This window comes from Floridaenema evergladense BLCC-F167 (genome assembly GCF_041929205.2).
Classification (GTDB): Bacteria; Cyanobacteriota; Cyanobacteriia; order Cyanobacteriales; family Aerosakkonemataceae; genus Floridanema; species Floridanema evergladense.
Genome location: NZ_CM171625.1, coordinates 2,229,921 through 2,247,028 on the forward strand (window position 1 = coordinate 2,229,921; position 17,108 = coordinate 2,247,028).

Annotated in this window: 20 protein-coding genes and 1 riboswitch; of the genes, 15 read left to right on the plus strand and 5 right to left on the minus strand. The window is 39.0% G+C overall.

The features are described 5' to 3' along the window. Positions 1-19 precede the first annotated feature (19 nt). A complete protein-coding gene (locus tag ACE1CA_RS10865; RefSeq protein WP_413280281.1) occupies positions 20-439 on the plus strand; it encodes a hypothetical protein in 420 nt (139 codons plus the stop codon). A gap of 106 nt (positions 440-545) precedes the next feature. On the opposite strand, the gene pgsA is transcribed toward ACE1CA_RS10865, so the two are convergent. Further along, positions 546-1,073, minus strand: a complete 528-nt coding sequence (gene pgsA / locus ACE1CA_RS10870) for a CDP-diacylglycerol--glycerol-3-phosphate 3-phosphatidyltransferase (protein ID WP_413280282.1) — start codon at positions 1,071-1,073, stop codon at positions 546-548. Between the two features lie 147 nt (positions 1,074-1,220). Between pgsA and ACE1CA_RS10875 the strand changes: the two genes are divergently transcribed. Then, on the plus strand, positions 1,221-1,751 hold the full coding sequence (locus tag ACE1CA_RS10875) for a hypothetical protein (RefSeq protein WP_413280283.1): 531 nt from the start codon (positions 1,221-1,223) through the stop codon (positions 1,749-1,751). Between the two features lie 3 nt (positions 1,752-1,754). Next, positions 1,755-3,185, plus strand: a complete 1,431-nt coding sequence (locus tag ACE1CA_RS10880) for a DUF5009 domain-containing protein (RefSeq protein ID WP_413280284.1) — start codon at positions 1,755-1,757, stop codon at positions 3,183-3,185. A 5-nt stretch (positions 3,186-3,190) separates the two neighbouring features. Here ACE1CA_RS10880 and ACE1CA_RS10885 read toward each other — a convergent pair whose 3' ends face one another. Next, on the minus strand, positions 3,191-3,694 hold the full coding sequence (locus ACE1CA_RS10885) for a hypothetical protein (protein WP_413280285.1): 504 nt from the start codon (positions 3,692-3,694) through the stop codon (positions 3,191-3,193). A gap of 134 nt (positions 3,695-3,828) precedes the next feature. Here ACE1CA_RS10885 and msrA point away from each other — a divergent pair, with 134 nt between their 5' ends. Continuing rightward, positions 3,829-4,482 carry a peptide-methionine (S)-S-oxide reductase MsrA gene (gene msrA, locus ACE1CA_RS10890; RefSeq protein ID WP_413280286.1) on the plus strand — a complete coding sequence of 218 codons (654 nt, stop codon included), beginning with the start codon at positions 3,829-3,831 and terminating at the stop codon, positions 4,480-4,482. 125 nt (positions 4,483-4,607) lie between these two features. Continuing rightward, the gene (locus ACE1CA_RS10895; protein ID WP_486517752.1) at positions 4,608-5,108 is read left to right on the plus strand and encodes a YbaY family lipoprotein; all 501 of its coding nucleotides are present in this window, start codon (positions 4,608-4,610) and stop codon (positions 5,106-5,108) included. Positions 5,109-5,288: 180 nt separating this feature from the next. Here the strand turns inward: ACE1CA_RS10895 and ACE1CA_RS10900 are convergent, their stop codons facing one another. Further along, entirely contained in the window at positions 5,289-5,483 is a 195-nt protein-coding gene (locus tag ACE1CA_RS10900; RefSeq protein WP_413280288.1) for a hypothetical protein, read from the minus strand. A 179-nt stretch (positions 5,484-5,662) separates the two neighbouring features. Then, positions 5,663-5,881 (minus strand): hypothetical protein, encoded by a 219-nt coding sequence (locus tag ACE1CA_RS10905; protein WP_413280289.1) that lies wholly within the window; start codon positions 5,879-5,881, stop codon positions 5,663-5,665. 137 nt (positions 5,882-6,018) lie between these two features. On the opposite strand from ACE1CA_RS10905, the gene ACE1CA_RS10910 reads away from it, so the two are divergent. From ACE1CA_RS10910 to ACE1CA_RS10955, 10 genes are all read left to right on the plus strand, one after another. Beyond that, positions 6,019-6,444, plus strand: coding sequence for a nucleoside deaminase (locus ACE1CA_RS10910; RefSeq protein WP_459563686.1), 426 nt, complete (start codon positions 6,019-6,021; stop codon positions 6,442-6,444). Between the two features lies 1 nt (position 6,445). Continuing rightward, entirely contained in the window at positions 6,446-7,723 is a 1,278-nt protein-coding gene (locus ACE1CA_RS10915) for an esterase-like activity of phytase family protein (protein WP_413280291.1), read from the plus strand. 321 nt (positions 7,724-8,044) lie between these two features. Further along, a riboswitch (guanidine-I (ykkC/yxkD leader) is annotated at positions 8,045-8,189 on the plus strand. 107 nt (positions 8,190-8,296) lie between these two features. Then, complete coding sequence (locus tag ACE1CA_RS10920) at positions 8,297-9,502, plus strand: agmatinase family protein (RefSeq protein WP_413280292.1); 1,206 nt, start codon at positions 8,297-8,299, stop codon at positions 9,500-9,502. Positions 9,503-9,668: 166 nt separating this feature from the next. Then, entirely contained in the window at positions 9,669-10,052 is a 384-nt protein-coding gene (hypA, locus tag ACE1CA_RS10925) for a hydrogenase maturation nickel metallochaperone HypA (RefSeq protein WP_413280293.1), read from the plus strand. Further along, on the plus strand, positions 10,036-10,737 hold the full coding sequence (gene hypB, locus ACE1CA_RS10930; RefSeq protein ID WP_413280294.1) for a hydrogenase nickel incorporation protein HypB: 702 nt from the start codon (positions 10,036-10,038) through the stop codon (positions 10,735-10,737). The genes hypA and hypB overlap by 17 nt, the downstream gene beginning before the upstream one ends. 161 nt (positions 10,738-10,898) lie before the next feature. Beyond that, complete coding sequence (locus ACE1CA_RS10935; protein WP_413280320.1) at positions 10,899-11,951, plus strand: ABC transporter substrate-binding protein; 1,053 nt, start codon at positions 10,899-10,901, stop codon at positions 11,949-11,951. Positions 11,952-11,968: 17 nt separating this feature from the next. Continuing rightward, positions 11,969-12,814, plus strand: a complete 846-nt coding sequence (locus tag ACE1CA_RS10940) for an ABC transporter permease (RefSeq protein WP_413280295.1) — start codon at positions 11,969-11,971, stop codon at positions 12,812-12,814. 203 nt (positions 12,815-13,017) lie between these two features. Further along, positions 13,018-13,794 (plus strand): ABC transporter ATP-binding protein, encoded by a 777-nt coding sequence (locus ACE1CA_RS10945; protein ID WP_413280296.1) that lies wholly within the window; start codon positions 13,018-13,020, stop codon positions 13,792-13,794. Between the two features lie 153 nt (positions 13,795-13,947). Further along, positions 13,948-14,856: an alpha/beta fold hydrolase gene (locus tag ACE1CA_RS10950; RefSeq protein WP_413280297.1), complete on the plus strand. Its 909-nt coding sequence runs from the start codon at positions 13,948-13,950 to the stop codon at positions 14,854-14,856. 162 nt (positions 14,857-15,018) lie between these two features. Further along, on the plus strand, positions 15,019-16,005 hold the full coding sequence (locus tag ACE1CA_RS10955) for an endonuclease/exonuclease/phosphatase family protein (protein WP_486517755.1): 987 nt from the start codon (positions 15,019-15,021) through the stop codon (positions 16,003-16,005). 425 nt (positions 16,006-16,430) lie between these two features. On the opposite strand, the gene ACE1CA_RS10960 is transcribed toward ACE1CA_RS10955, so the two are convergent. Continuing rightward, a complete protein-coding gene (locus ACE1CA_RS10960) occupies positions 16,431-16,631 on the minus strand; it encodes a hypothetical protein (RefSeq protein WP_413280299.1) in 201 nt (66 codons plus the stop codon). Between the last annotated feature and the right edge of the window lie 477 nt (positions 16,632-17,108).

A 17,108-nucleotide genomic window follows, 5' to 3' on the forward strand; every position in this document is an offset into this window, starting at 1 on the left:
CTAAATTAACAGAAAAATCATGGGATTAAATATCAAACTTGGTACTGTAGCAGCGTCTTTATTGCTGGGAATAACAGCGATCGCACCTCCTACCGTTGTACTCACAACTCCCCAAATTGTAGAAGCAGCGACCGCCACAGGACGCGGAATATTAGCAATAGCTGGTCGTCCCTCACAGCTAATCAATCGCGCCACAGTTGATACACTAGCTGATAATACTGCAAAAGTACAACTGAGGACTAGTAACGGCAATCAAATTAACTTTGGGGGAAAATGGGAAAATGGCCCGCAAAATCAGCTGTTAATTACCTTAACTAACTCTGGTAATGCAGATGCTTCGGGACTCATTGTAGTCACTTATCGCAACGGTCAACTTCAGGCGATTTTTGGTGGAGGAAAACTAGACGGTCAACCTTTTACCATTGAGTTTAGACGTTAAAAATAATCATTAAAAAACTCGGTTTCTGCGGATATTTTGAACCAGAAAACTGGTAAGTCTAAGAAACTGAGTTTTAAGTCAAAAATTAAATCCTGTATGGAAAATCCTACTGAGAAGATTCATTGCTAGTTGAATTTTGCGGCAAAACGTAGATAACGCCAGAAATCAAAGTGAAAACAACAGAAATCCAAAAAGCAATTACAGAATATATTTGCCAATTTGTCGGTAAAGGTGCGATTAGAAGGGCGATCGCTAAAATTTGACTCACAGTTTTTAGTTTACCCCAAATATTCGCGCCGGAAATTTTCGTTTGGTTAACGCGCCAACCTGCGATCGTCAATTCTCGTGCCAAAATCAAAAACACACCCCAAGCAGGTATTTGACCTAATTCTATCAGCGCCAGTAATGGCCCCAAAACCAGCAACTTATCCACCAAAGGGTCGAGAAACTTACCCAAATCGGTCACTTGGTTCAGTTTTCTTGCTAAATAGCCATCCAGCCAATCCGTACCAGCAGCTATAAGAAAGATTACCAAACATATCCAACGACTTAAAGTACTTGGATAATGTAAACCATAGAGCAAAAATGGCAAACCCAAAAGACGAGATATAGTGATCCAGGTCGGAATAGTCATATATTAGTTAATAGCAGATTTTTTGCTCTGAATAGAACAGTGAGGAGATCAAACAGTGGAGGAATGTTAAACATGAACCAGAATAATTATAGAAAACATTTGACCGCAATAACTGTAAACATCCAAAAATCTTAAAGCAAAATAACTATGCAAAACCGTTGGGCAGATCAAAAACTGAAAACTTGCGAAACATCATTCCTCTGTTTAGAAGCAGCTTGGAAACAATATGAACAAGCTACCAAAGGTATTAAAGAAGCCATAGCAGAAGGAATGCCGATCGCTACACTAGAACAAACCTATCCTTTAAATTGGGAAAAAGTTTGGCAAGCAATTCGCGATAACAAATCCTGGGGACACAAATCATACCAATTATGGAAATGGTTGCACCAAGGAGAAACAATTCAACAACACTTAATGCAAATCGAATTACTCATGGCTGATTACCGATTACAATTACATAATTCCGGCAAAAAAGCCACAGAATTTTGGCAAGGATACGCCGAAGGCAAAGTACTTTGTCGTACTCCTTGCGAACAATCACCAAAAATTAATTGTTCTCCCACACCCTATCAAAAAGGAGTAATTTTAGGTTGGCGTTATGCAGTAGTCAAGCATGAAATTCAAACCAGGCTTTATTGCTGTCGAAAAACCACAGCTGATTTGTTTACTTGGGGTTAAAACTTGAATTCAAATTCTATTTCTGAACAAAAACGCGCATATTCTTTAGATGCCTTACGCGGATTCGCAGTTTTAACAATGGTGCTATCGGGAACAATTTCTTACCGAATTTTACCCGCTTGGATGTACCACGCCCAAGAACCCCCACCAACCCACACTTATAATCCAAATTTGTCCGGTTTAACCTGGGTTGATTTAGTTTTTCCTTTGTTTTTATTTGCTATGGGTGCATCTATTCCTCTAGCCCTTTCTCGCCGGATTAAATCAGGAATTGCTAACAAATTTAAGCTAATTTTATATATTCTCAAAAGAGGCTTCTTTTTAGGTGCGTTTGCTATATTCCTCGAACATTTTCGTCCTACTAAAATTGCTGATAATTCAGTCCCAAACAAATGGCTGATTGCTTTAATTGGGTTTGTTATTTTATTTTTTATGTTTGTGCGGTTGCCAAGTAACTGGAGAAGAATTCCTCAACCTGCAACTACAATTGGCGCTTGGATATTAGCAGTTATTGTTATTTCGGGAATTAACTACACCAATGGAACTGGGTTTTCACTCGCCCGTAGCGATATTATTTTAATTGTTCTGACAAATACCGCTGTTTTCGGTTCAATAATTTGGTTATTTACGAGATTTAATTTAAAATTGCGATCGGGAATACTCGGCTTATTATTCGCCCTCCGCTTATCTTCTACAGTTGCTAAAAGTTGGACTGCTGCTTTGTGGTCATTTTCTCCCGCACCTTGGATATTCAAGTTTCATTATTTATCTTATTTGTTTATCGTAATTCCTGGGACTATTGCCGGAGATTTAATTTTAGATTGGTTAGAAAAGCCCAAATTAGATAATGATTGGAATAGAAAGTCTAATTATAAATTAGTAGCAATTATCTTTCTATTATTAACCAATATTTTAGTTTTACTCATCGGGTTACAAGCAAGATGGGTATGGCAAACAACGTTAGTTAGTGCAGTTATTTGTTGTTTAACAGGTTTTCTATTCATTAAACCCAAAAATGAAACTGAGATTTTAATTCAAAAGTTGTATTACTGGGGAGTTTACTGGTTGGTGTTAGGTTTACTTTTTGAACCTTACCAAGGTGGAATTAAGAAAGATTCGGCAACTTACAGTTACTTTTTTTTAACTACAGGTATCGCATTTTTCACCTTGATTATCTTTACCATATTAATCGACGTTTTTCAATTACAAAAACCGCTACATTTGTTAATTGACAACGGACAAAACCCGATGATTGGTTATGTAGGATTTGCCAATTTAGTTTGGCCTGTTTTTATTGCTTTGGGTATTGAAAAATTTGTGACTGCTAATGTCCAAACTCCCCTACATGGATTTCTGAAAGGAGTTTTTTACACTTTAACTGTTGGTTATATTGTCTGTTTATTTACTCGGTTCAAATTGTTTTGGCGAACGTAGGGAAATTACAGATTTAGGGCGGTTTTTAACTGGTTTAAAGTAGCAGCTTCTTTTTGACTAACTTTTTCTCCCGTACCTAACAAACCTTCACCCGCAGCATTAGCAACTCTTTCGGCGCAAGCATAGATAAATTCTTTGTAAGCTTGAATCTCTTCTGGGGTAACTTTTTGTTGTAAAATTGCTATTGCTTGGTTAATTTGGGCGATCGCAATCTCCAGCGCATTCTCCGCAGTCACCTTAATTTCCTGATTCGTTTGTTTAGATTGCTTTTTCCCCGCAGCTTCGCCAAACAAAGTTTGAATTAATTGATTATGGGGATGCTTTTTTGCCGCTTTCATTAATTCTTTAGCCAGAGTAGCAACCTCAATCGGAGTGGAAATTAAGGTAAACTCACACATGACCACAGCAATACCACTAGTTAACACTGCTTCTCTAAGAGTTTGTAACTCTTCTTCTGTGTATTCAACTTGCTGATTCACGGGAAACTTTTCGCCTCTTAGTCTGGGCATTGTCTTATTCTATAATTTTGTGCCTAGAAAAAGCCGGATAGCAACTATAAATTTCGCAACTACACACAAATTTTTGCTAATTGCGTTAAATTAAGAAATGTAAATACTGCGATCGAAAAGCAAATTAGGAATTTATGGGATTATTCGGATTTGGCAAAAAACTAAGTTTACCTACTCCAGATCAAGCATTACCAGGACGTAAGGAAACTATGCCTATACCTGCGAATCATTTTGTTAATGGTAATCCTCTAAAAGAACCCTTTCCAGAAGGAATGGAAAAGGTAATATTTGGGATGGGATGTTTTTGGGGTGCAGAACGCAAATTTTGGCAACAAGAAGGCGTATTTACCACAGCAGTTGGTTATGCCGCTGGGGTAACTCCTAATCCAACTTATCAAGAAGTTTGCACCGGAATGACGGGTCATAATGAAGTTGTTTTAGTTGTTTTTGACCCCAAAGTAATTAGTTACGAATCACTTCTGAAAGTGTTTTGGGAAAGTCACGATCCAACACAGGGAATGCGTCAAGGTAACGATGTTGGAACTCAGTACCGTTCAGGAATTTATGTTTATTCCCAAACTCAAAAGCAATTAGCAGAAGCTTCAAAAGCAGCTTATCAAAAAGCGCTAAACGCTTCCGGTTATGGAGAAATTACCACTGAAATTCTTGATGCACCAGAATTTTATTATGCAGAAGCTTATCACCAACAGTATCTTGCTAAAAATCCTGGTGGTTACTGTGGTTTAGGCGGGACAAAAATTTGTTTCCCCGAAACAACAACAGCTTAAAACCTAAGAGGAGAAAAGGATGAAATAATTCCTTTTCCCTTTTTCCAACTCAGTTATGATTAAATTTTCTAATTTTGGAGAAATTGGCACTGATTAATGGGAAAATAAGTTTAAATTTGTCAGTAATGTTAATTGAAGGAGTGAAGATGAAAACTATTGGTTCGGTTTTGGCGATCGCCCTAAGTACCACCAGCTTAATAGGTAGCACAGCTGCGATCGGGCAAACTCCCACCACAACAGGTCAATTTTCTAGCGTTAGCGGTACAGTCACCTATCGAGAAAGAATTGCTTTACCACCAGATGCCTTATTGATTATACAACTACAAGATGTATCGAAAAAAGATGCTCCCGCAGTTGCGATCGGTCAACAAATTATTCCTACTCAAAATCGCCAAGTTCCCTTTCCCTTTGAAATTGTCTATAACCGAGACACAATTAACCCAAGTAACACTTATACAGTGCAAGCCAAAATTATTATCGAGAATCAAATACGTTTTATCAATACAACTTCCTATCCTGTGATTACTAGAGGTAATCCTAACAAAGTTGAAATTGTAGTAAATTCAGTGGGAACTTCTCCCCAACCAAAAAGTGTTTTTTCCAAATTTGCACCATTAAACAAATAAAATTCTCTTGTACTTGTGGTGGAAAAACCAATCCAGGGGAGGTAGAACCTCCCTTGCTCTCGTTCCCAGGTTGAACCTGGGAACGAGAAACGGAGGCTCTGCCTCTTGATGCAAAATCTCAACCTGCGAACCCAAAACCTGAATAGTAATCTTAATTTTTGAATTTGACCATGAACGAAATTAAGTGCGATAAATTGCGGCAATAACTATAGCAGCAATAAAGGGAATGAGAATGGGGATGATTACAATCAATCCCCATTTGCCAAAACGAATTTCTTCACCTTCAGACTTGAGAAGTGCAATCCAAGCAGCCGTACCCATAATTGCCCAAATAATACCAAACGCCAGAAAAATTACAAATGTTGAATCTTCCATTTTTGAATTTTTTGGGGAAAACTACTCTTAAATTAAAGCGAATAATTTTGTAAACACAAGGTCTGTTGCGATCGCTTTAGTGCTAAAAGTAAAAACTGAGCTAAATAAGCCCAGTTTTTTCTTGAAAGTTCAGTAAATTTTCCAGCTTAATTTGACTTCTGTTCCCTATGCAACCAAAATTACATTAGCGCAGAGATTTCATTAACAATTTGCAAACGTCCCCGACGCACACCATAAAGTAATCGATCTAAAGTGCTTTGTTCTTCTTCACTCAAGCAATCTTCTAGAATAGCTGCTTTTAGTCCGTAGCGATCGGCAAGAGTAATATATCCAGAACTGGTAACTTGGGCGAATAGATCGGAAAGGGCGGTGGGAAGGAGGTTGAGTTGTTCGGACATTGATGCTGGCTGAACTCTATGCTTTTATTATGGGAAGAAATAAAGCTAACCTCGGTGATTACACTGATGACAGACTTGTGATAGTCATTTATTCGGAAAAGCGATCGAGATCACAAAGAGTTAATAGAGGTCAAAACATGAGTCCAGAAGAGTTGATGAGAATAGCTTTAGCAGAGGCGAAGCAAGGGGATGCGCCTTTTGGTGCGGCGATCGTCAAGGATGGGCAAATTGCGATCGCAGCGCATAACACCGTCAAACGCGATCGCGATCCCTCCGCCCATGCGGAAATTAACGCCATTCGACTTTTAACCAACAAGCTAAACACTACCTCTTTAAGTGATTACACCTTATATACCACCTGCGAACCTTGCCCAATGTGCGCTACCGCTTGCATTTGGGCTGGCATTTCCGAAATTATAATTGGCGCTTCCATTAAAGATTTAATTCAGTTAGGTGTGCCGCAAATTGACTTAAGTTGCGAAGAAATTATCGCTAAAAGTTTTCGCAATATCAAAGTTACAAAAGGTCTATTAAAATCTGAATGCCTCTCATTATTTAAATAGTATGGCAGAACTGCAAGGATTCGCTTTATTACCAACAGATACTTTTACTGATAAACCTTTACCAAAACAACCAGTACAGGGGTTTAGTGGCGTACAATTTGCTGAAAAAAATTCTTTTTGGTTTTTGTCAGACAATGGGTTTGGTAGTAAAACCAATAGTTCTAATTATTTGCTGCGTTTGTACCGTTTGCAGCCAGAATTTAGAGGTGCTAATGGTGATGGTAGTGTAAAAGTGCAAGAGTTTATTTCTTTGTCCGATCCCGATAAAAAAATACCTTTTGCTATTGTTAATGAAGGCACAAAAGAAAGACTATTAACGGGAGCAGATTTTGACCCGGAATCTTTTGTTTTTGCTGCTGACGGAACAATTTGGGTGGGTGATGAATTTGGCCCTTATCTGTTACACTTCGATCGCACAGGCAAACTGTTATCCGCACCCATCGCTACACCAAGTTTTGCTAAAAATGGGAGTTCTGAAATTATTCGATCGCCCGATCATCCTGATGTTTTAGCTGGCAAAACAACATCTAATTTGGAGCGTTCTAGAGGTTATGAAGGATTAGCAATTAATCCCAGCAAAACTAAATTATACGCTTTTTTGGAAGGAGCGGTAACTGGCGATCGCAGCGATACTTTACGAATAAATGAATTCGATTTAGCTGCTAAAAAATTTACTGGAATTGCTGGGCTTTATCGACTAGAAGCAGCGGGAAATGCGATCGGAGATGTAGCAGTAATCAACGAAAACGAATACCTAGTTATCGAACGCGATACTAAACAAGGAAATGAGGCAGAATTTAAGAAGATTTTTCAAATTAATTTAGCCCAAAAAGATAATGATGGCTATGTTGCTAAAAACGAAGTAGTTGATTTATTAAATATTCGAGATCCGCAAGACTTAAACCGTGATGGTAGCACTAGTTTTCGGTTTCCTTTCGTGACGATCGAGAACGTTTTGGTAATTAACAAAAACACGATTTTGGTGGCTAATGACAATAACTTCCGAAGCGGTACAGGAAGACCACCAGAACCAGATCAAAATGAATTTTTACTGTTAAAATTAGACCAACCTTTAAATGTCGATCCGCGAGTTGGAGTTGGTGCAATCCACACCGGAGTAATAAAAACTGAAGTTAACTACTTTTTCATTTCAGTTACTTTTTTAGTAGCAATTATTCTTTGGCAAATTTTCAAAATGTGGCGTTGGCGATCGCGCAACAAAGCGAAACATTCATTTACTGGTGAAGACTCGCCACATAATAAAAACAGTAAAACTTAAATAACCAAAAACAGTCAGCCAATCTAACCAGTTATCAGAATTAATTAGCATTGCGATCGTTCAAATTTTCCCTTTCCTTATATATATTACTCCTAAATCAATTTCTTTCTTTGCGTTCTTCCTTCGTGTCCTAATTCGCTATCGCGAATCGCTACGCTACCGCGTCTTCGCGGTTCAAAAAATCTTTTTTATTGAACCACGAAGACACGAAGAGCGCGAAGGAAAGACGAAGAAGTTCAGAAAAAAACATCATTTTGTAATATGTGTTACAGAAGCTTAAAAAGTTTGCTGTAAATTACAGAAGTAGATAAACCCACAAAAATTAGTAGCTTCTAGGGTTCCGGTTTGGATACAACAACGAGAAAGTATAGTCAAACGCTGGTCCGAGAGAAGCAGCTGGCAAACCTCAGAATTTTTTATTTATAAGGATTAGCTAGCCACACGGAGGGAGAAAAGCCCGGGAGAAAAGCACCAGTTAAAGAGACTGAGGCTTTGTTCTCCTGGGCTTTCTCTTTGGCTTTCAGGAGACAAGCTAGAAAATCTAGTTGTTTTGCAAGTATTTAAGGTGTCCCAATGACTGAGAATCCTTCGGAAAATCCCTTATTTAATAGCCCTAACTCGAATAACGGACATAGACCAAGTGAAGCACAACGAGCTTTAGAAATGGAAGCAAGGTTGCCGTTAACAGGTTGGCAACAGGAAGTATCGCAAGGGCTGGAATATGGGTTGGAAGCAGCAGACAGTATTCGCGATCGCACTATTCCCACTTTCTCTCGCGGCGAACTCCCCCACTACGCAGGCATTAACACCTTCATGAAAGCACCTTATTTAGAAGATGTGCGAAGAGTTGGGGAATACGATGTGGCAATAGTCGGTGTACCTCACGACTCTGGAACCACCTATCGTCCCGGTACAAGGTTTGGGCCACAGGGGATTCGCCGGATTTCTGCATTGTACACCCCTTACAACTTTGAGTTAGGGGTTGATTTGCGCGAACAAATTACCCTGTGCGATGTTGGCGATATTTTCACCATTCCCGCAAATAACGAAAAGTCATTTGACCAAATTTCTAAAGGTATTGCCCATATTTTCAGTTCTGGGGCATTTCCGATTATTTTAGGCGGCGACCATTCGATCGGCTTCCCCACAGTTAGAGGTATTTGTCGCCACTTGGGAGACAAAAAAGTTGGTATTATTCACTTCGATCGCCACGCCGACACCCAAGAAACCGACCTCGACGAAAGAATGCACACCTGTCCTTGGTTCCACGCCACCAACATGGTAAACGCCCCAGCGAAAAACTTAGTACAGTTGGGAATCGGAGGTTGGCAAGTTCCCCGTCAAGGTGTGAAAGTTTGCCGGGAACGTGCAACCAACATCCTCACCGTTACCGACATTGTGGAAAAAGGAATCGATGCTGCTGTTGACTTTGCCTTAGAAAGAGCACTCGACGGCACCGACTGCGTATACATCAGCTTCGATATTGATTGCATCGATGCTGGATTTGTGCCCGGTACAGGTTGGCCCGAACCAGGCGGTTTATTACCCCGTGAAGCCTTAAGTTTACTAGGAAAAATTGTCCAAAAAGCCCCAGTGTGCGGTTTAGAAGTAGTGGAAGTTTCCCCTCCCTACGACATCAGCGACATGACCTCACTCATGGCAACTCGCGTAATTTGCGACACAATGGCACACTTAATCGTCTCCGGTCAACTACCCCGCAAACAAAAACCCGCCTACATTCACCCAGAAGCACAACCTCAGCTTGTCGCCTGGACTTAATGGAATGGGGAGATGGGGGGATGGGGAGATGGGGGGACAAGGGGACAAGGAGACAAGGGGAAATTTCAGAACTAAAAACTTTCTCTCTCCCCTAACCCCTAACCCCTAACCCCTAACCCCACCCCAGTCCCTAGTCCCCAGTCCCCAATCCCCAATCCCCGAAACTATGCACGAAACAGACATGACCAAGGCGTTAATTGTGACTGTGCGGAAATGGTGGTTAGAACAACCGGAAAAACCCCAAATTTCCCAGGTTCATCTCACAGTTGGCAAGTTTACTTGTGTGGAACCTGTGAGTTTACAATTCGCTTTTGAAGTTCAGACTCGCGGAACTTTTTTAGAAGGAGCAAAATTAGTTATTCAAGAAACTCCATTAATTGCTTTTTGTCATCATTGCCAACAAGAATATCACCCGGAAATTGGGATTCAATATGCTTGCCCGACTTGTCGATCGCCAATGGAAGACATACGTTCGGGTCGGGAATTAAAGATCGATCGAGTTGAATATAGTTCTGATTCTGTGGAAAGTAATTATGCACCAAACATTTGACGCTGCTTTAGGTATTAATTTGCTCCATGCTAATCAAGAAGGGGCCGATCATAACCGGGAACATTTTGATGAGTGGGGAATTACTTGTTTTAATGTCATGAGTAGTCCCGGTGCTGGCAAAACTGCTTTGCTAGAAAAGACTCTAGCTGTATTAACAAATGAATATAAAATTGCCGTGATTGAAGGCGATATGACAACGGAATTAGATGCCGATCGTCTCCGCAAATACAACGTTCCGGTAATTGCCATTAATACAGGTCGTTCCTGTCATTTGGATTCTAAAATGGTGTCTGGCGGAATTCATCGGTTAGCAAATGAATATAACCCTTCAGAATTCGATTTAGTCTTAGTCGAAAACGTTGGTAACTTAGTTTGTCCTGCCGAATTTGAAGTAGGCGAACACGCAAAAATTGCCTTATTAAGTATTACTGAAGGGGAAGATAAACCGCTGAAATATCCGGTGATGTTTCAAGAAGCAAATTGTTTGTTAATCACCAAAATGGACTTAGCACCCCATTTAGATGTTGATGTCAATCAAATAATTGCAAATGTCCGCCAAATGAATCCTCATGTCACCATTATTCCTGTTTCTGCCAAAACCGGAGAAGGATTAGATATTTGGTTTGATTGGGTACGTTTTCAGTTAACTAAATCTGCAAAACAGCAATTATCAGTTGTTCATTAAAAACTCAACTTAGATCCCCCAATTCTTTAAGAATTCGGGTATCTGGAGTAATTTGTAGCTTAAGTAACAAAGCGGTGACTACTTTTTCTGCTACAAATGATTTACCGCTATCAAAAAATATCAATGATAAATTTGACAAAATCTGTCTTAAGGTAGATGTTATGAAAGTGCGATCGCTCCTTTCCTACTGCATCCTGTTTCTTGTTACCTTCAGCCTAGCCGTAGGTTGCGTTAACCCCGCAGTTTACATCAAAACAACTAACGAAGCTGACTCTACTGCTTCCTCAGTTAGTGCTAATGCCGTCCGTTTAGGATTTAGTGCTTGGCCCGGTTGGTTTCCTTGGCAAATTGCCCAAGAACAAGGCATTTTTAAAGCAAATAATGTTCCCGTAGACTTGAAATGGTTCGACGGATATTTAGAATCTATCAACACTTTAACAGCCGGACAAATAGACGCTAACAGTCAAACTTTAGGAGATACAGTTAACTCAGTTGCTGGTGGTGCAGATAAAGTAATTGTGCTAGTAAATGATAACTCCACTGGCAATGATAAAGTAATTGTCCGAGAAGGCATTAATTCCGTTGCTGATTTAAAAGGAAAAAAAGTTGCTGCTGAAGAAGGAACAGTCGATCATTTTCTGTTACTTTTAGGATTAAAAAAAGCAGGTTTATCGCCAAAAGATATTCAATTTGTTCCGTTAGAAACAGGTCAAGCAGCAGCAGCATTTGTCGGCGGACAAGTTGATGCAGTGGCAGTATTTGCGCCTTTTACAACTCAAGCATTAAAGCGTCAGGGTAGTAAAGAATTATTCAGTTCAAAAGACTTTCCGGGAGCAATTTCCGATCATTTAGTAGTTTCCCGTAAGTTTTTGCAAGAAAATCCCGAACAAATTCAAGCATTAGTTAATTCCTGGTTTGCCACCTTGGATTATATGCAAAAAAATCCCGAACAATCTTATGAAATTATGGCAAAAAGAGCGGGGGTTCCGATATCTGAATATAAGCAATATGCTGATGGCACTCGCATCTTTACTATTGAGGAAAACTTAACAGCTTTTCAACCAGGAAATAACTTGAATTCTTTGCAATTCGCCGCCCAAGAAATGAGCAAATTTCTGATGGAAGTGGGACTAGCAAAAACTCAACCTGATATTAGTAAAATATTTGACGATCGCTTTGTCAAAGCCTACGCCGAACAAGTGAAAAAATCATAAACTATGGAACTTTAACCATGAATGAAACTCCTAGCTCAATTAGAAACTACATCCGACCAAAAAAAATCAAACCCACAGTTTTTTGGCGGCTGGGTGAAGACATTCCCAAACCTTTAAATACAGCATTAGTTATTACCTCAATTGGTGCGCCTTTGTTACTTTGGTGGTTAGTAACTACCTTCGGAAACATTGACCCGAAATTTTTACCTTCACCTGCCAAAGTAATGGAAGCGTTCGGCAGATTATGGAGCACTCGCGAACTGTTGAAAGATACAGTTGCAAGTCTATGGCGTGTCGGTGTTGGGTTTATTTTAGCAGCAGCAGTTTCTATTCCCATTGGGATATTGATGGGCAGTTTTGCCAGTGTTCGTGCATTATTAGAACCGCTATTTGGACTAATGCGCTATATGCCCGCACCTGCCTTTATTCCCCTGTTAATTTTATATTTGGGAATCGGAGAAGAACCGAAAATCACCCTGATTTTTATCGGAGTTTTCTTCTTCAATTCCTTAATGGTAATGGATACTGTAAAATTTGTACCAAAAGATTTGATTGAAGCGAGTTATATTTTAGGAGGCGATCGCAAACAAGCCCTATTACAAGTAATTTTCCCCCACGTTTTACCGGGAATCATTGACGCTTGTCGCATCAACTTAGCAGCAGCGTGGCAACTAGTAATTGTTTCCGAACTAATTGCCGCAACCGAAGGTTTAGGTCGTCGAATTAGCGTAGCAGGTAGATTTCTCAGAACCGATGAAATCTTCGTCGGACTAATAGTAATTGGAGTAATTGGATTATCTTTCGATCTATTTTTCCAGTATCTCTTAAGAGTTTCCTGTAAATGGGCAAGTCAAAAACGCTGAGAGGTACACAGAGGAGGAACTAAAAGTTTTTGTCCCAATAGATTCTGCAATTTAAAGATAAAAATTCTAACTAAATTGTAAATACTTCTTTTTCTTTCCTTCGTGTCCTTCGTGCCTTACGTGCTACGCACACGCTACGCGAACGTGGTTCAAAAAAAAAGACAAATTAATGACAAAGAAACCAAATTAGTGAGGCTAAATTTATGTATTTGCAAATTAACAATCTGAACAAACATTTTCAAACCAAAAACGGTAATTTAGTCGTCCTGAAAGACATTAATATGACGATTAAACAAGGAGAATTTATTTGTGCAGTAGGGGCATCTGGTTCAGGTAAATCTACTTTATTGCGGCAAATAGCAGGACTTGATAACCCTACTTCTGGAGAAGTAAGAATTGATGGTGAAGTGATTACAGGGCCGGGGCCCGATCGCGGCATGGTATTCCAACACTATACACTTTATCCTTGGATGAATGTACAAGAAAACACTGAATTTGGACTTAAACTTCAAGGCGTACCAAAAAAGGTGAGAAAACAGCAAGCAAGCTATTATTTAAGTGTAGTGGGATTGGCTAATTTTGCTAAGTCATTACCTAAAGAATTATCGGGGGGAATGAAACAACGTGCGGCGATCGCACGCGCCCTAGCTTCCGAACCAAAAGTATTATTAATGGATGAACCTTTCGGCGCATTAGATATTCACACCAAAGAGTCAATGCACGAATTTATGTTAGAACTTTGGCAAAGAACAAAAATCACCATTTTTATGATTACTCATGATGTGGAAGAAGCTGTATTTCTCTCCAATCGAATTTACGCTTTAGGGGCACGTCCTGGTACAGTCAGAAAAGAAATTACCATTAAATTACCCGATCGCACTCACAATGTTAAACGCCATACTATTTTCCATGACTACCGAGATGAACTAATGGAATTATTACGCAAACATGGACAAGAAGCTGTAGCAGTCGCCGCCTAACAAGGTAGAGTGTGTCAGAATACAAAAACGGCTTGAAATCACAAAAACTAAATTCCGATCCACCCTAATTTCTAAAAATAGAACCTTAGAGTGATGCCAATTCTTCTGTGTTAACTACAACATAATATATGGCACAGAAGAAGAGGTTTATCAATGTTTATCCCACTGGGTTTCGGAAAGCGATCGATCAATACGTTTTTAGGAGACATGGTTTACTATACCGCCATTGACGAACCTTGGAATAAAAATGGCGCAAAAGAAAGCGAAAAAACACTAGTCTTTCTCCACGCTTTTGGCGGTGGTTCGTCTGCTTATGAATGGTCTAAAGTTTATCCTGCCTTTGCCACCGAATATCGAATTTTAGCACCTGATTTAATTGGTTGGGGGCGTTCCAACCATCCAGCCAAACAATATCGAATAGACGAATATATTAGAATTATTCTGGAATTTATCGAAAAAACTTGCGATCGTCCTGTAACAGTAATTGCCTCTGGATTAACTGCGGCTTTCACCATTCGTACAGCCATAAATCGACCTGAATTATTCAAGTCATTAATATTAGTTACTCCCGCAGGTTTAGCAGAATTCGGAACCGACTACAGCCAAAGTATCGCCGCCAAAGTAGTTAAAATTCCCGTATTAAACCAAATACTTTATAGCGCCGGAGTAGCTTCAGCTTTAGGAGTTCGCAGCTACTTAGAACAGCGGCAATTCGCTCATCCAGAACGAATTTATCCAGAAATCGTTGACGCATATTTAGCATCTGCTGAACAGCCGAATGCTGAATATGCCGCCTTGTCATTTGTTAGTGGTGATTTATCTTTTGATTTAGGAGAATACATTAATCTATTAAGTATTCCTACAGCCATTATTTGGGGAAAAGAATCAGAATTTACTAGTCCAGAAATCGGTCGTCGTTTCGCAAAAATGAACCCGAAAGCAATTCGTTTCTTTTATCATTCAGATGATTTCGGTTTTACTCCGCAATTAGAACTTCCTGCTGTAACTATTGGGTTAATTCGCAAATTTTTGCCTTTACTAGATGCAGAACCAACTTCATAACCACTAACAGCGAAATTCTTAAGTCTGTGTAGGCAGACTTGCTTTGTGTAACCCCAAGTTTTAATCTATGGGAAAAAAGGTTTCTGAATAGACTATCCGAAAACTACTCAATTATACTTGTATACTTGATGTCAACTAGTGAATTTTAGTTCGATTGACATCATGCTGCAACGAATTGCTTTCATTATCAGCACTGCCACATTGATAGTTTTGGGGTTACTGTCTTTATTGGTTTACTTTGCTTGGGTTTGGCCTTTAGAACTAATAACCCATTTCCGAGTTCAATATTTTATTTTATCTGTAATATTAGCGATCGCTCTAATTATTCTCTGGCAAGTCGGTCAGATTAAAAATAAAGCATTAATAATTGCTGCTTTATTAATTGCAGGACTAAACGCAGTTGATGTAATTCCCTGGTATTTACCTCATTCACAACAGATAATTGAAGCTCCAGGTAAATCAATGAGAGTTTTATCTTTTAACTTAAATGTTCAAAATAATCAGGATAACAAAATAGTTAATTTAATTCAAAGTAATCGCCCAGATTTAGCTTTATTAGCAGAAGTTGACGAAAGCACATTTAAAATATTAAAAACTCGTTTAGAAGACACTTTGCCTTATACTTTTAAAAGTTCCGGGGGAGGTTTAGCTGTTTTTAGTCGCTTTCCTTTTGCAGATATTAGAGCCGATCGCTTAAATAGTCAAGGAAATCATAACATCATAGCCAATATCGAAGTCAACAAACAACTAATTCAAGTTATTGGCATTCATCCCTTAGTACCTCTAACTCGCAGCAATTTTCACCGTCGTAATCATCAGCTAGCAGCCTTAAGTAAATACATTCAAAAACAGAAGCAACCATTAATTTTAATGGGAGATTTTAACACTACACCTTGGTCGCCTTACTATCGGGAATTAATCAACGAAACTAAGTTATATAATACTCGGTTAGGATTTGGTATTTTACCAAGTTGGCCTAGAACAGCAACTCACGTCCGTTTACCTTCTTGGCTAATTCCTTTAGTTAATATTCCCATCGATCACTGTTTAGTTAGTCAGCAGTTTCGGGTGAGGCAAATTTATACAGGTAAAAATGCTAATTCCGATCACGCATCGCTGATCGTTGACTTAGTGTTGCAAACAAATTGAGGCGATCGTACTCTTAGTAAAAAACTCTGGTTTTGTGGACTAATCACAAAGGACTAGTCAGCTTCTTTAAAAAGCAAGTATTTTGTATCTTAAGTTTTAGCGCTTGAGATTGATGTCACTCTGTCAATATTTAGTTATTTTAATTATTGTGCATCAATTGGGGTCAGCTTATATAAAGACCCTAACTATAAAACCCAGTTTTTTATAAAATATCGCAAAGCCAACTCAGATTTGTGGAGTTGGCTTTAGTGATTTTGCAGGGGAACAAATTTTCCGACCATGACTTCCCGGAACTTGCCGGAGTTGTAGCCAAAACAGTTACTTTTGCAGACATTCAAATATTTCAATATGGCTCAGATGTGAACAGGTTTGAGGGGATAAATCATGACGGGAAAGATTTTCTACCATTCCATCTAGTCTTGCGGTTATTTTAGTAACCTAGTTACTCGCACGTCGTATTCAATACCTTGAGGATGGTCGGTTCTGGCTTGTAATTTTGCCATGTAGTCGGCTGTTTGTCTAGATTGTGCGTCAATCTCGTAGCGTGTTGTTTCCTTGTGGCAGTTATTGGTTGTTGGCTCAAGATATTCTTTGATATCAACCAACACCTCATAAGTATGATTCATTTTGGGTGCCTCCTCGTTTTAGTTGTAAACGATCGAGATTTATAGAAATTAGTATAAGAACATTAAACGGGTCGATCGCTAAATGAATACAATTCTTAGCAACTCTTTATGTTTTACTCAATAAACTAATTTTTCTAAATTTTTAAGTTTAACAAGAGTTGTTAATAAATGTTAAAGCTAACTGTGCAATAAGATAAGGCTTCATTTTCTCGCCTTTTTCCACGAACATTTATCTGTGCATATAAAACAGGTACATTTACGTAGTTATTGTATGTGTAAAAATTTTGGGATAAGGGATATTTTTACTGATAACCTTGCAAAATAAATAGGTTGGTAATTAATATTAAGTAGTAGTGGCAAAACGTTAAAGTTGGGAAAATCAAATTTTGAGAGTAACCGTTTTATTTAAAGTTAAAATACATCGTGCAAAGTTGTTTATTTGGAAACAGAATAAAATAGCTTTGTACCGCTCTCCCG

What these genes read in the sequence shown, in the direction of transcription:
- ACE1CA_RS10865 (WP_413280281.1), top strand. Translation starts at nt 20, where the DNA reads ATGGGATTAAATATCAAACTTGGTACTGTAGCAGCGTCTTTATTGCTG.
- pgsA (WP_413280282.1), bottom strand. Translation starts at nt 1,073, where the DNA reads ATGACTATTCCGACCTGGATCACTATATCTCGTCTTTTGGGTTTGCCA.
- ACE1CA_RS10875 (WP_413280283.1), top strand. Translation starts at nt 1,221, where the DNA reads ATGCAAAACCGTTGGGCAGATCAAAAACTGAAAACTTGCGAAACATCA.
- ACE1CA_RS10885 (WP_413280285.1), bottom strand. Translation starts at nt 3,694, where the DNA reads ATGCCCAGACTAAGAGGCGAAAAGTTTCCCGTGAATCAGCAAGTTGAA.
- msrA (WP_413280286.1), top strand. Translation starts at nt 3,829, where the DNA reads ATGGGATTATTCGGATTTGGCAAAAAACTAAGTTTACCTACTCCAGAT.
- ACE1CA_RS10895 (WP_486517752.1), top strand. Translation starts at nt 4,608, where the DNA reads ATGTTAATTGAAGGAGTGAAGATGAAAACTATTGGTTCGGTTTTGGCG.
- ACE1CA_RS10900 (WP_413280288.1), bottom strand. Translation starts at nt 5,483, where the DNA reads ATGGAAGATTCAACATTTGTAATTTTTCTGGCGTTTGGTATTATTTGG.
- ACE1CA_RS10905 (WP_413280289.1), bottom strand. Translation starts at nt 5,881, where the DNA reads ATGTCCGAACAACTCAACCTCCTTCCCACCGCCCTTTCCGATCTATTC.
- ACE1CA_RS10910 (WP_459563686.1), top strand. Translation starts at nt 6,019, where the DNA reads ATGAGTCCAGAAGAGTTGATGAGAATAGCTTTAGCAGAGGCGAAGCAA.
- ACE1CA_RS10915 (WP_413280291.1), top strand. Translation starts at nt 6,446, where the DNA reads ATGGCAGAACTGCAAGGATTCGCTTTATTACCAACAGATACTTTTACT.
- ACE1CA_RS10920 (WP_413280292.1), top strand. Translation starts at nt 8,297, where the DNA reads ATGACTGAGAATCCTTCGGAAAATCCCTTATTTAATAGCCCTAACTCG.
- hypA (WP_413280293.1), top strand. Translation starts at nt 9,669, where the DNA reads ATGCACGAAACAGACATGACCAAGGCGTTAATTGTGACTGTGCGGAAA.
- hypB (WP_413280294.1), top strand. Translation starts at nt 10,036, where the DNA reads ATGCACCAAACATTTGACGCTGCTTTAGGTATTAATTTGCTCCATGCT.
- ACE1CA_RS10935 (WP_413280320.1), top strand. Translation starts at nt 10,899, where the DNA reads ATGAAAGTGCGATCGCTCCTTTCCTACTGCATCCTGTTTCTTGTTACC.
- ACE1CA_RS10940 (WP_413280295.1), top strand. Translation starts at nt 11,969, where the DNA reads ATGAATGAAACTCCTAGCTCAATTAGAAACTACATCCGACCAAAAAAA.
- ACE1CA_RS10945 (WP_413280296.1), top strand. Translation starts at nt 13,018, where the DNA reads ATGTATTTGCAAATTAACAATCTGAACAAACATTTTCAAACCAAAAAC.
- ACE1CA_RS10950 (WP_413280297.1), top strand. Translation starts at nt 13,948, where the DNA reads ATGTTTATCCCACTGGGTTTCGGAAAGCGATCGATCAATACGTTTTTA.
- ACE1CA_RS10955 (WP_486517755.1), top strand. Translation starts at nt 15,019, where the DNA reads ATGCTGCAACGAATTGCTTTCATTATCAGCACTGCCACATTGATAGTT.
- ACE1CA_RS10960 (WP_413280299.1), bottom strand. Translation starts at nt 16,631, where the DNA reads ATGAATCATACTTATGAGGTGTTGGTTGATATCAAAGAATATCTTGAG.